Source organism: Streptomyces sp. WI03-4A (genome assembly GCF_033792105.1).
Classification (GTDB): Bacteria; Actinomycetota; Actinomycetes; order Streptomycetales; family Streptomycetaceae; genus Streptomyces; species Streptomyces collinus_A.
Genome location: NZ_JARAUO010000067.1, coordinates 15,494 through 28,373 on the forward strand (window position 1 = coordinate 15,494; position 12,880 = coordinate 28,373).

Genomic DNA, 12,880 nt, shown 5'->3' on the forward strand with positions numbered 1-12,880 from the left:
TATTCCGTCTGGCGGAAGATACAAATGGGCGGACATGCGCTCAGCCGTGTTACCGCTGTGTATTGCCGGCCGTCTTTCCGACCAGCGCGTAGGTCTGTGTGGCGATCTCCAGTTCCTCGTCGGTCGGCACCACGGCGACCGCGACCCGCGCGCCCTCCGGCGAGATCAGCCGCGGCTCGTCCCCGCGTACCGCGTTCCGCTCGCCGTCGACCGCGAGGCCCAGGCCGTCCAGGCCGCTCAGGGCCGCCTCGCGCACCGCCGCCGCGTTCTCCCCGACCCCGGCCGTGAACGCCACGGCGTCCACCCGCCCGAGTACCGCGTAATAGGCGCCGATGTACTTCTTGAGACGGTGAATGTAAATGTCGAAGGCCAGCCCGGCCTCTTCGTCGCCCTCGTCGATCCGGCGGCGGATCTCCCGCATGTCATTGTCCCCGCACAGACCGAACAGGCCGCTCCTCTTGTTCAGAAGAGTGTCGATATCGTCCATGGACATTCCGCCGACACGCGCCAGATGGAAGATGACCGCCGGGTCCAGATCACCGGAGCGCGTCCCCATCACCAGCCCCTCCAGCGGCGTCAGCCCCATGGAGGTGTCCACGCAGCGGCCCTTCTCGACCGCGGACGCGGAGGCGCCGTTGCCCAGGTGCAGCACGATCACGTTGACCTCGGACGGGTCCTTGCCCAGCAGCCGTGCCGTCTCCCGCGACACGTACGCGTGCGAGGTGCCGTGGAAGCCGTAGCGGCGGATGCGGTGCCGGTCGGCGATCCTCGGGTCGATCGCGTAACGCGCCGCGGCCTCCGGCATGGTCGTGTGGAACGCCGTGTCGAACACGGCCACCTGCGGCAGGTCGGGGCGGAGCGTCCGCGCGGTGCGGATGCCGGTGAGGTTGGCCGGGTTGTGCAGCGGCGCGACCGGGATCAGCCGCTCGATCTCGGTGAGCACCGCCTCGTCGATCACGGTCGGCTCGGTGAAGAACAGGCCGCCGTGCACCACCCGGTGCCCGATCGCCGCCAGTTCCGGCGAGTCCAGGCCGACACCGTCCCGGGCCAGCTCCTCGGCGACGGCCTTGAGAGCGGCCTCGTGGTCGGCGATCGGGCCGTCCTGCTCGCGGGTCCCGCCGCCGTCGGCGCCGGTGTGCCGGAGCCGGGAGGTCTGCTCGCCGATGCGCTCGACCAGGCCCGTCGCCAGGCGGCTGCCGTCCCGCATGTCCAGCAGCTGGTACTTCACCGACGAGGAACCGGAGTTGAGGACGAGGACACGGGTGGGGTCGGTCACTGCTCGGACACCTTCTCGCTGAGGTTCTGGGCCTGGATCGCCGTGATGGCGACGGTGGTGACGATGTCCTGGACGAGCGCGCCCCGGGACAGGTCGTTGACGGGCTTGCGCAGACCCTGCAGCACCGGGCCGACGGCGATCGCGCCGGCCGAGCGCTGCACGGCCTTGTAGGTGTTGTTGCCGGTGTTCAGGTCGGGGAAGATCAGCACGCTGGCCTGCCCGGCGACCTCGGAGCCGGGCAGCTTGGTGGCGGCCACGGACGGCTCCACGGCCGCGTCGTACTGGATCGGCCCCTCGGTCTTCAGGTCGGGCCGCCGCGCGCGCACCAGCTCGGTCGCCGCGCGCACCTTCTCGACGTCGGCGCCGGACCCGGACGTGCCGGTGGAGTACGACAGCATCGCGATCCGCGGCTCCACACCGAACTGGGCCGCCGTGGCCGCCGACTGGACCGCGATGTCCGCGAGCTGCTCGGCGTCCGGATCAGGGTTGACCGCGCAGTCGCCGTAGACCAGCACCTTGTCGGCCAGGCACATGAAGAACACCGACGAGACGATGGACGACTCCGGCCGGGTCCTGATGATCTCGAAGGCGGGCCGGATGGTGGCCGCCGTGGAGTGCACCGAGCCGGACACCATGCCGTCCGCCAGGCCCTCCTGGACCATCAGCGTGCCGAAGTAGTTGACGTCGGAGACGACGTCGTAGGCCAGCTCGACCGTGACGCCCTTGTGGGCGCGCAGCTGGGCGTACTTCTCCGCGAAGGCGTCGCGCAGTTCGGAGGTGGCCGGGTCTATCAGCTGGGTGTCGCCGAGGTCGATGCCCAGGTCGGCGGCCTGCTTGCGGATGCGGTCCTGCGGGCCGAGCAACGTCAGGTCGCACACCCCGCGGCGCAGCAGCACCTCGGCCGCGTGCAGCACCCGTTCCTCGGTGCCCTCCGGCAGCACCACCCGCCGCCGGTCGGAGCGCGCCTGTTCCAGCAGCTTGTGCTCGAACATCATCGGCGTGATCCGGTCGCCGGTCGGCGCGGACACCCGGCGGGCCAGGTCCGCGGTGTCGGTGTACCCCTCGAACAGGCCGAGCGCGGTCTCCGCCTTGCGCGGGGTGGCCGCGGTCATCTTGCCCTCCATGGAGAACAGGTGCTCGGCCGTGGGGAAGCTGTTGCCGGCCACCGAGAGCACCGGGGTGCCCGGGGCCAGCCGGGCGGCCAGCGTGAGGATCTCCTCGCTCGGCACCTCGTTCAGGGTCAGCAGCACACCGGCGATCGGCGGGGTGCCCGCGCTGTGCGCCGCGAGTGCGCCGACGACCAGGTCCGCGCGGTCGCCCGGGGTCACCACCAGGCAGCCCGGGGTCAGCGCGGGCAGGAAGCTGGGCAGCATCGCCCCGCCGAACACGAAGCCCAGCGCGTCCCGGGCGAGCCCGGAGTCGTCGCCCAGCAGCACCCGGGCGCCGAGGGCCTGGGAGATCTGCGCGACCGTCGGCGCGGACAGCGCGGGCTCGTCGGGCAGCACATAGGTCGGCACCGGCAGCCGGTCGGCGAGCCGCCGCGCGAGCTCGTCGCGGTCCTCGCGGTCCACCCGGTTGGCGACCATGGCGAGCACGTCGCAGCCGAGCCCGTCGTAGGCCCGGAAGGCGTTGCGCACCTCGGCGAGCACCGATCCGGCGGTCTGGGCGCGGCCGCCCACCACCGGGATCACGGAGGCGCCGAACTCGTTGGCGAGCCGGGCGTTCAGGGACAGCTCGTCCGGGAGCTGGGTGCCGGCGAAGTCGGTGCCGAGGACGAGGACGACGTCGTAGTCCCGGGCCACCAGGTGGAAGCGGTCGACCAGCGTGGAGACCAGCTCGTCGGTGCCCTGTTCGGCCTGGAGCGCGGACGCCTCGTGGTAGTCCATGCCGTAGACGGTGGCGGGGTCCTGGGAGAGGCGGTAACGGGACCGCAGCAGCTCGAACATCCGGTCGGGCCGGTCGTGCACCAGCGGACGGAACACCCCCACCCGGTCGACCTGCCGGGTCAGGAGTTCCATGACCCCCAGCTCGACGACCTGGCGGCCGTCGCCGCGATCGATCCCGGTCACGTACACGCTGCGCGTCACGTGTGCACTCCGATCCTCTGTCTCGTCCGGCGCGTCTGGTTCGTTCGGGGGCACAAAAATCGCCCACCAAGGTGAGCAGACCCCTCTTGACATTACCCCCGCTGCCGGTTAAGGCGCCCGTCAGGAATCCGTCGCCCCCACGGACGTGAAACAATCGACAGTGGCTCACCAGCACCGACAGCGAGCAGGAGACACAGCACGATGCGCATCGGAGTTCTCACCGCAGGCGGCGACTGCCCCGGCCTGAACGCCGTGATCCGGTCGGTCGTGCACCGGGCGGTGGCGCAGTACGGCGACGAGGTCATCGGCTTCGAGGACGGCTACCGGGGTCTGCTCGACCGGCACTACCGCTCCCTCGACCTGGACGCGGTCAGCGGCATCCTGGCCCGCGGCGGCACCATCCTCGGCTCCTCCCGCCTGGAGCGCGACCGGCTGCGCGAGGCCTGCGAGCGGGCCACCGACATGGTCGAGGAGTTCGGCATCGACGCGCTGATCCCGATCGGCGGCGAGGGCACCCTGACGGCGGCCCGCATGCTCTCCGACGCGGGTCTGCCGGTCGTCGGCGTCCCCAAGACCATCGACAACGACATCTCCTCCACCGACCGCACCTTCGGCTTCGACACCGCCGTCGGCGTCGCCACCGAGGCCATGGACCGCCTGAAGACCACGGCCGAGTCCCACCAGCGGGTGATGGTCGTCGAGGTCATGGGCCGGCACGCCGGCTGGATCGCCCTGGAGTCCGGCATGGCCGCCGGCGCCCACGGCATCTGTCTGCCCGAGCGCCCCTTCGACCCCGCCGACCTGGTCAAGATGGTCGAGGAACGCTTCTCGCGCGGCAAGAAGTTCGCCGTCATCTGCGTCGCCGAGGGCGCCCACCCCATCGACGGCACCATGGACTACGGCAAGGGCGAGATCGACCAGTACGGCCACGAGCGCTTCCAGGGCATCGGCACGGCGCTGGCGTACGAGCTGGAGCGGCGCCTGGGCAAGGAGGCCAAGCCGGTCATCCTCGGCCACGTCCAGCGCGGCGGCGTCCCGACCACGTACGACCGCGTCCTCGCCACCCGCTTCGGCTGGCACGCCGTCGAGGCCGCGCACCGGGGCGACTTCGGCCGGATGACCGCGCTGCGCGGCACCGACGTCGTGATGGTCCCGCTCGCGGAGGCGGTCACCGAGCTGAAGACGGTGCCCAGGAACCGCATGGACGAGGCCGAGTCGGTCTTCTAGCCTGCCGCCGCCCACCGAGCCTCGTCGGCGCTAGACGCCCCTGTCCTCGACCGCGGTCCAGAAGTTCTCCACGATCCGGTCGAGGAAGTCACGGCCGGACGCGCTGGCGCCGCTGCTGCCGCCACCCCAGCTGAGGGTGGCGGCCATGTGCCCCTGGTAGTCCTGGTGCATCGCCTGGAGCACCGCCTCCAGCATCTCCCGGTCCACGGGCGCCACCTTCAGCACCGGCCGCACGTACGCCTGCCAGCGGGTGGTCACCGCGCTGCGCAGCAGTTCAGCGAGTTTCGCCTCGCGGCCCGTGACCGCGACGAAGTCGGGCAGGGCCAGCTCCAGCACCCGCGCGAGCGCGGCCGACTGGCGCTCGTTGCCCCGCCACTCCTCGGTCTCCTCCGTGCGCAGGTACCCGCGCAGGTCCATGCCCACGGCGTGGGCCACGTCCTCGGGCGCGACGCCCCGGGCGATCCGGTGCTCGCGCAGCGTCCGGGGCCGGCCGAGCAGTTCGCCCGGGGAGCACCACAACACGCCGGCGAGGGCGGTGAGTTCGGGGTTGCCGGGGGCGGCGACGCCGCGTTCCCAGGCGACGACGAGATCCGGCGTGACGTACGGCAGTCCGTACGAGGTCCGCAGGCCGTGGGCGACGTGCTCGGGGCCCATGCCGAGCGCGGCGCGCAGCCTGCGGGCGGCGGGGGCGTTGAACGGGGGAGGAGGGGAGGGTTGGCGCACCCGGCACAAGCTAGGGGCGCCACCCCGCCCTGGCTACGGTCCGTTCGGACAGGATCACCGATTGTAGGAACGTACGGTTCCGGCCGTTCGGTACGTACCGGCCGTTCGGCATGCAAGGGGGCGCATCGCCCCGCCCCTCACCCCTTGACCGCCCCGCCGAGCGCGAACCCGCCGCCCAGTTTCCGCGCGACCAGCACGTACAGCAGGATCACCGGCGTCGAGTAGATGACGGAGAAGGCGGCGAGCTGGCCGTACGCCACCATGCCCCGGTTGCCGAAGAAGTCGTTGATGCTGACCGAGGCCGGCATCAGGTCCGGGCTGAGCAGCAGCATGAAGGGGACGAAGAAGTTCCCCCACATCATCACGAACGAGAAGACGGTGACGACGGCGAGCCCGGGGCCCATCAGCGGCAGCACGATCCGGGTCAGGGACTGCCATGCCGAGGCCCCGTCCGTCCAGGCCGCCTCCTCCAGCTCCTTCGGCACCCCGTCCATGAAGTTCTTCATGAGCCAGATGGCGAAGGGGAGCTGGGAGGCGGCGAAGAAGAGGATCGTGCCCTGGAGGGTGTCGATCAGGTTCACCCGCACGAACAGGGCGTACACCGGGACCATGATCGCGGTGATCGGCAGGCTGGTCGCGAACAGGATCGTCAGCAGGAACGGCCGGTTGAGCCGGGAGGGGAACCGGGACAGCGGGTAGGCGGCGAGTGCCGCGCAGCCGACCGTCAGCGCGGTGGCCCCGCCGCACAGGACGAGGCTGTTGAGCAGCGGGGTGTAGGTGATGTCCGGGGTGAGGACCGCGTCGAAGTTGGCCGACGTCAGTCCGTCGGGCGCCTTGACCCGCAGGTCCGCGTGCGGGTCGACCGAGGCCAGCAGCACCCAGGCGAGGGGCAGCGCGAAGGCGAGGGCGACGACGAGCAGCCCGGCGTCGGCGGCCAGGCGGCGGGAGGGACGGTCGCGGGGCATGGGCGGCCTCACCCCTCCGTGCGCAGCAGGCGCAGATAGACGACCGAGAACAGCGAGCCCACCAGCAGCAGGAGCAGGGCGACGGCGGTGCCGTAGCCGATCATGCTGTTCTGGAACGCCTGCTCGTACATGAACAGGGGCAGGGTCTGGCTCCGGTCGCCGGGCCCGCCCCTGGTCATCACCCAGATCAGCCCGAACACGGAGAGCGTCTGGAGGGTGTTGAGCATCAGGTTGGTGCCGATGGACCTGCGGATCATCGGCAGCGTGATGTGCCACATGCGCCGCCAGCCGCCGGCCCCGTCCACCTCCGCCGCCTCCGTGATCTCGCCCGGTATCTCGTCGAGCGCGGCGGAGTACACGAGCATCGAGAAGGCCGTGCCGCGCCAGACGTTGGCGAACGACACCGCCAGGATGGGCAGCGTGAACAGCCAGTTCTGCGCGGGCAGATGGAGGTGCGCCAGGATCGAGTTCAGGGTGCCCTCGCGCCGGAAGAAGGCGTAGAGCAGGAATCCGGCGACGACCTCCGGCAGCACCCAGGCGGTGATCACGACCGCGCCGGTGAGCGTCCGCACCGGCCTGGACGCGCGTTTCATCAGCGCGGCGAGGGCCAGGCCCAGGGTGTTCTGCCCGACGAGCGAGGAGAGCACCGTGAACACCAGCGTCAGCCGGACCGCGTTCAGGAACGCGTCGTCGTGGAAGGCCCTGCGGAAGTTGGCGAGGCCGACGAAGGAGGAGTGGGCCTGGCCGGTGAGCTGGAGGTCGGTGAAGGCGATGTACGCGCAGTAGACGATGGGGCCGGCGAGGAAGAGGACGAGCAGGACCAGGGCGGGCGCGAGGGGGAGGGCCCTCGCGACCCGGGGCCGCCCGCTCACCTGCGGATCACTCGGTCGCCGGTGACGTCCTCGAGCGTGGCGTCGTACCCGCTCGCCGCGGAGTCGACGGACCGGTCGCCGGTCGTCACGCCTTCCATGGCCTCCTGGACGGCGGTCGACACCTTCGGGTACGCGGGGTAGGCGGGCCGGTAGTGGGTGCTGGCGACGAGACCGGTGAAGAACTTGATGCCGGGCTGGGCGCCGACGTACGCCGGGTCGCTCGCCACGTCCTGGCGCACCGCGATACCGGAGTTGGCGACGTACCACTTCCTGGCGTTCGCCTCGGTCTGCATCGTCCTGATGAAGTCGAAGGCGAGGTCCGGGTTGCCGGCCTTGGCCGGGACGGCCCAGGTCCAGCCGCCGGACATGCTGACCTTGCCGGGGGCCTGGCCGTGCTGCGTGGGCATGTACGCCAGCCCGAGCCGCTTCGACCAGTCGCGCCACTCGTGCCCGCTGCCGGGCAGCCAGTCCTGCGGCAGCCAGGAGCCGTCCAGGGCGATGCCCAGCTTGCCCTGCGGGAGCAGCTCACCGCGGACGGCGGTGCTGAAGTTCGGGTCCAGGGCGTCGGATACGTCGGGGCCCAGTTTCTCCTTGAAGACGCGCTCCACGAAGGCGAGGGAGTCCTTGAAGCCCTGACTGCCGGCCACCCACTTCCTGGCGGCGGCGTCGTACAGCGGGTCCGTGCGGCCGTCGCCGGTGCCGTACAGCAGCATCTCGAAGGTCTGCATCGTGGCGGCCTCGCCGGCCGGTTTGCCGGTGTAGACGTTGAGGGGCGTGACGCCGGGCACCCTCCGCTTGATGGTGCGGGCGGCGGAGAGGATGTCGTCCCAGGTCCGCGGCTGCCAGTCGGCCGGCAGCCCGGCCTTCCTGAACACCCGCCGGTCGAACCAGAGTCCGCGGGTGTCCGTCCCGTCCGGGACGCCGTACGTCTTCCCGTCCTGCCCCTTGGCCGCGTTCTTCGCGGTGGGGATGAACTGCTTCCAGTCCGGCCACTTGGCGAGGTAGGGGTCCAGGGGCCGCAAGTACCCGCTGGTGATGTCCGAGTTGATGAGGAAGGTGTCCTCGTACACCAGGTCCGGGGCGGTCCGCGGGGAGCGCAGCATCTGCTGGAGCTTGGTGTAGTACTCCGAGTCCGGCGCCTTGATGGGCACGAACTCGACCTTCTTGCCGGGGTACTTCCTCTCGAACTGCTGCTTGATGCCGGCCAGGTAGGTGTCCATCACCTTGACGGAGTTGTCGGTGGACTGCTTGAAGGACACCTTCAGCGTGTCGGGACTGCTGCCGGACCCGGCACCACAGGCGCTGAGGGTCGTCGCGGCGAGGGCGAGGGCGATGAGAGTGGCGGCGGTGGGGCGCACGGGCACTACCTCCTACGGGCTCACTTCGGCGTGGCGTTTCGTGGAGATCGCTGCCGTGTGAACGTATGAGGAGTGGTCTAGTCAGGTCAATGCGTCGGCGGCGTATTCCGGGGCCTGTTCTCCCGGCGCCTGTCGCGCCGACGGGCTCAGCGCCCCTGCGGCACCCATCGGTACACCAGCTCCGGGCGTCCCACCTGGCCGTACAACGGGCTCCGGGCCGCTCGGGCAGCGTCCACCAGGTGCTCCAGATAGCGCCGGGCGGTGATGCGGGAGATGCCCACCGCCTCGGCCACGCCCGCCGCGGTGAGGCCGTCGGGGGCCTCGCGAAGGGTGGTGGTGACCCGTTCCAGCGTGGGGCCGCTCAGGCCCTTGGGGAGGGCGGCGGGGGAGGGGGCCCGGAGCACCGCGAGGGCCCGGTCCACCTCGTCCTGTCCGCTCGCCTCGCCCACCGCGGCCTGGAACTCGGCGTACCGCACCAGACGGTCCCGCAGGGTCGCGAAGGTGAACGGCTTCAGCACGTACTGGACGACGCCCAGCGAGACGCCCTCGCGCACCACCGCCAGGTCGCGCGCCGACGTCACCGCTATCACGTCCGCGTGGTGCCCCGCCGCCCGCAGCGACCGCGCCAGTTGCAGTCCGTGCACGTCCGGCAGGTGGAGGTCGAGCAGCAGCAGGTCCACCGGTGTGCGGTCGAGGATCCGGCGTGCCTCCGCCCCGCTGTGCGCCGTGCCGACCGCGACGAACCCCGGCACCCGGCCGACGTACATCACGTGCGCGTCGGCGGCCACCGGATCGTCCTCGACCACCAGGACCCTGATCGCCTGCCGTTCGCCGGTCATCCGCCGTCCCCCACCGCCGCGGGCAACGGCAACCGCACCTCGAACACCGCTCCGCCCTCTCCGTCCGCCGCGGACTCCGCCACCGTCAGGGTCCCGTCGAGCCGGGTGACCGCCTGCCGGACCAGGGCCAGGCCCAGGCCCCGCCCGCCCGGTCCGGCCGGCTTCGTCGAGAACCCCCGCTGGAATACCAGGTCGGCGTGGGCGGGGTCGACACCGGGTCCGGTGTCCGAGACGCGCAGCACCAGTTCGCAGGCCGAGGCGTACGCCGTCACCGTCACCCGCGCGCCCACGCTGCCCTGCGCCGCGTCCACCGCGTTGTCGATCAGGTTGCCGAGGACCGTCACCAGGTCGCGGGCGGAGAGCTCGGCCGGCAGCAGGCCGTCGTCGAGGCGGCTGTCCGGGGACACCACCAGCTCCACGCCCCGCTCGTTGGCCTGCGCCGTCTTGCCCAGCAGCAGGGCGGCCAGCACCGGCTCGCTCACCGCCGCCACCACCTGGTCGGTGAGCGCCTGCGCCAGCTCCAGCTCCGCCGTGGCGAAGTCCACCGCCTCGTCGGCGCGGCCCAGCTCGATCAGCGAGACCACCGTGTGCAGCCGGTTGGCGGCCTCGTGCGCCTGCGAGCGCAGGGCCTGGGTGAAGCCGCGCTCCGAGTCCAGCTCGCCCATCAGCGACTGGAGTTCGGTCACGTCGCGCAAGGTGACGACGGTGCCCCTGCGTTCGCCGCCGGACACCGGTGAGGTGTTCACCGCCAGCACGCGCGACGCCGTCAGGTGGACCTCGTCGACCCGGGGCTCGGACGACAGCAGCGCGCCGGTCAGCGGGGCCGGCAAGCCGAGTTCGGCCACCGACCTGCCGATCACGTCCACCTCGTCGCCCACCCCGAGCAGCACCCGGCCGCCGTCGTTGATCAACGCCACCCGGAACTGCCCGTCCAGCATCAGCAGCCCCTCGCGCACCGCGTGCAGGGCCGCCTGGTGGTAGTCGTGCATCCGGCTCAGCTCGGCGGCGTTCATCCCGTGGGTGTGGCGGCGCAGCCGGGCGTTGATCACGTAGGTGCCGACCGCGCCCAGCAGCAGCGCCCCGCCGGCCACTCCCAGCAGCGCGGTGACCTGGCCCCGGACCCGGGCGCTGATCGCCTCGACCTTGATGCCGGCGCTGACCATGCCGATGACCCGCCCGTTCTCCTCCACCGGGGTCACCGCGCGGACGGACGAGCCGAGGGTGCCGGTGTACGTCTCGGTGAAGGTGCGGCCGTGCCGTGCCGGGTCGATCCGGCCGATGAAGTGCCTGCCGATCTGCTTCTCGTCGGGGTGGGTCCAGCGGATGCCGGAGGGGTTCATGATCGTCACGAAGTCGACGTCGGTGTCCCGCATGACCCGCATCGCGTACGGCTGGAGCTCCCGGGTCGGGTCGGGGGTGTGGATCGCCGCGCCGACCGTCGGGGAGTCCGCGATCGAGCGGGCCACGGCCGTCGCGTGCAGGGCCGCCGCGTCGACGGCCTGCCGTTCGTCGCTGACGTAGGTGAACAGCGCGTACCCGGCCACGACCACCGCTATGAGCACCGCCTGCATGGCGAAGAGCTGGCCCGCCAGGCTGCGGGGGAGGGGCGGAAAGCGCATGTCACGAGTGTGCCTCGCCGTTCGTGCGTGAACTAAATGAACGGAAGGGTGACCGCCCTCACACGCCGGGAGATAGTCAGGCATCCCCATCCGCCCGGACGTGAGCCGCACGCCGGTGATGCCGACGAAGACGTCAAGGAGGGCAGCCGTGGCCGCCAGCACCCCCGATACGGCACCTGCCGCACCCCGCGTGAAGCGGGACCGGACCCATTACCTGTACATAGCCGTCATCGTGGCGGTCGCGCTCGGCATCGCCGTGGGGCTCATCTGGCCCGATGCGGCGGTCGAGCTGAAGCCGCTGGGCACCGGCTTCGTCAACCTGATCAAGATGATGATCTCGCCGATCATCTTCTGCACGATCGTGCTCGGCATCGGGTCCGTGCGGAAGGCCGCGAAGGTCGGTGCCGTCGGCGGCATCGCGCTCGGCTACTTCCTCGTGATGTCGCTCGTGGCGCTCGCCATCGGGCTCGTCGTCGGCAACGTGCTGCACCCGGGCGACGGGCTGCACCTGACGAACGCGCTCAAGCAGACCGGGCACGCCCAGGTCTCCAGCGACGCGCTGCCGCCCGTGGACTTCGTGCTGTCGATCATCCCCCTCACGTTCGTCTCCGCGTTCACCGAGGGCCAGGTCCTCCAGACGCTGCTGGTGGCGCTGCTCGCCGGCTTCGCGCTCCAGGCCATGGGCTCGGCCGGGCAGCCGGTGCTGCGCGGCATCGAGCACATCCAGCGGCTCGTCTTCCGCATCCTGGCCATGGTCATGTGGGCCGCGCCGATCGGTGCCTTCGGCGCCATCGCCGCGGTGGTCGGCTCGGCCGGTCTGGACGCGCTGAAGAGCCTCGCCGTGCTGATGCTCGGCTTCTACGTCACCTGCTTCCTGTTCGTCTTCATCGTGCTCGGCGCGCTGCTGCGGGTCGTCGCGGGACTGAACGTCTTCTCGCTGTTCAAGTACCTCGCCCGTGAGTTCCTGCTGATCCTTTCGACCTCCTCCTCCGAGTCCGCGCTGCCGCGGCTGATCGCGAAGATGGAGCACCTCGGGGTCAGCAAGCCGGTCGTCGGCATCACCGTGCCGACCGGCTACTCGTTCAACCTCGACGGCACGATGATCTACATGACCATGGCCTCGCTGTACATCGCGGACGCCCTGGGCACGCCGATGTCCGTCGGCGAGCAGATCCCGCTGCTGCTCTTCCTGCTGCTGGCCTCCAAGGGCGCGGCGGGCGTCAGCGGCGCGGGGCTCGCCACGCTGGCGGGCGGCCTGCAGTCGCACAAGCCCGCGCTGGTGGACGGCGTCGGCCTCATCGTCGGCATCGACCGCTTCATGAGCGAGGCCCGCGCGCTGACCAACTTCGCCGGCAACGCGGTCGCCACCGTGCTCATCGGTACCTGGACCAAGGAGATCGACAAGGCCCGGGTCCGGCAGGTGCTCGCCGGGGAGCTGCCGTTCGACGAGACGACGCTGCTGGACGAGAACCGGGGCACCGTCACCGAGCTGCCCGAGCCCCGCGAGGACGGCGAGAAGGAGCTGGCCAAGGCGTAGCGCTCCGCTCGGGGCCCGGCGCTCCTGACAGCGCGCCCGCAGAGACTCCGGACGTCCGGCTCCGCCTGAACCCGGGCCGGGCGTCCGGTGACCGCCGCCGGCAGGCCGGGTCTTTCCCCCCCCGTCGACCCGCCCGCCCGGCAGCCCGGACCTCCCCGGAGGCCCGGGCTGCCGTGCCCCCGGCCTCCGGCCCCCGGCCTCCGGCCCCCGGCCTCCGGCCCCCGGCCTCCCGGCCTCCGGCCTCCCGGCCTCCGGCCTCCCGGCCTCCGGCCTCCGGCCCCCGGCCTCCCGGCCTCCGGCCTCCGGCCCCCCACCCCCCGGCCCCCGACCCCCGGCCCAACGGCCCCCCGCCCACCGCCCCCCCACCCCCGACCCCC

At 71.5% G+C, this 12,880-nt stretch carries 10 protein-coding genes; 2 read left to right on the top strand and 8 right to left on the bottom strand.

The features are described 5' to 3' along the window. Positions 1-49: 49 nt before the first annotated feature. Positions 50-1,276, bottom strand: coding sequence for an acetate kinase (locus PV343_RS38395; protein ID WP_319151679.1), 1,227 nt, complete (start codon positions 1,274-1,276; stop codon positions 50-52). Continuing rightward, positions 1,273-3,363: a phosphate acetyltransferase gene (gene pta, locus PV343_RS38400; protein ID WP_319151680.1), complete on the bottom strand. Its 2,091-nt coding sequence runs from the start codon at positions 3,361-3,363 to the stop codon at positions 1,273-1,275. Before pta ends, PV343_RS38395 begins: the two co-directional genes overlap by 4 nt. A gap of 201 nt (positions 3,364-3,564) precedes the next feature. Between pta and PV343_RS38405 the strand changes: the two genes are divergently transcribed. Then, positions 3,565-4,590 (top strand): ATP-dependent 6-phosphofructokinase, encoded by a 1,026-nt coding sequence (locus tag PV343_RS38405; protein ID WP_319151681.1) that lies wholly within the window; start codon positions 3,565-3,567, stop codon positions 4,588-4,590. A 30-nt stretch (positions 4,591-4,620) separates the two neighbouring features. Here PV343_RS38405 and PV343_RS38410 read toward each other — a convergent pair whose 3' ends face one another. From PV343_RS38410 to PV343_RS38435, 6 genes are all read right to left on the bottom strand, one after another. Further along, the gene (locus tag PV343_RS38410; protein ID WP_319151682.1) at positions 4,621-5,322 is read right to left on the bottom strand and encodes an XRE family transcriptional regulator; all 702 of its coding nucleotides are present in this window, start codon (positions 5,320-5,322) and stop codon (positions 4,621-4,623) included. Between the two features lie 128 nt (positions 5,323-5,450). After that, entirely contained in the window at positions 5,451-6,278 is an 828-nt protein-coding gene (locus PV343_RS38415; protein ID WP_319151683.1) for a carbohydrate ABC transporter permease, read from the bottom strand. 8 nt (positions 6,279-6,286) lie between these two features. Continuing rightward, positions 6,287-7,150 (bottom strand): carbohydrate ABC transporter permease, encoded by an 864-nt coding sequence (locus PV343_RS38420; RefSeq protein ID WP_319151684.1) that lies wholly within the window; start codon positions 7,148-7,150, stop codon positions 6,287-6,289. Continuing rightward, positions 7,147-8,514, bottom strand: coding sequence for an extracellular solute-binding protein (locus PV343_RS38425; RefSeq protein WP_387955570.1), 1,368 nt, complete (start codon positions 8,512-8,514; stop codon positions 7,147-7,149). The genes PV343_RS38420 and PV343_RS38425 overlap by 4 nt, the downstream gene beginning before the upstream one ends. A gap of 140 nt (positions 8,515-8,654) precedes the next feature. Then, positions 8,655-9,347 (bottom strand): response regulator, encoded by a 693-nt coding sequence (locus tag PV343_RS38430; RefSeq protein WP_319151686.1) that lies wholly within the window; start codon positions 9,345-9,347, stop codon positions 8,655-8,657. Then, positions 9,344-10,966 carry a sensor histidine kinase gene (locus PV343_RS38435; protein WP_319151687.1) on the bottom strand — a complete coding sequence of 541 codons (1,623 nt, stop codon included), beginning with the start codon at positions 10,964-10,966 and terminating at the stop codon, positions 9,344-9,346. Before PV343_RS38435 ends, PV343_RS38430 begins: the two co-directional genes overlap by 4 nt. 118 nt (positions 10,967-11,084) lie before the next feature. Between PV343_RS38435 and PV343_RS38440 the strand changes: the two genes are divergently transcribed. Beyond that, positions 11,085-12,503 (top strand): cation:dicarboxylate symporter family transporter, encoded by a 1,419-nt coding sequence (locus tag PV343_RS38440; RefSeq protein ID WP_319151689.1) that lies wholly within the window; start codon positions 11,085-11,087, stop codon positions 12,501-12,503. Positions 12,504-12,880: the final 377 nt, after the last annotated feature.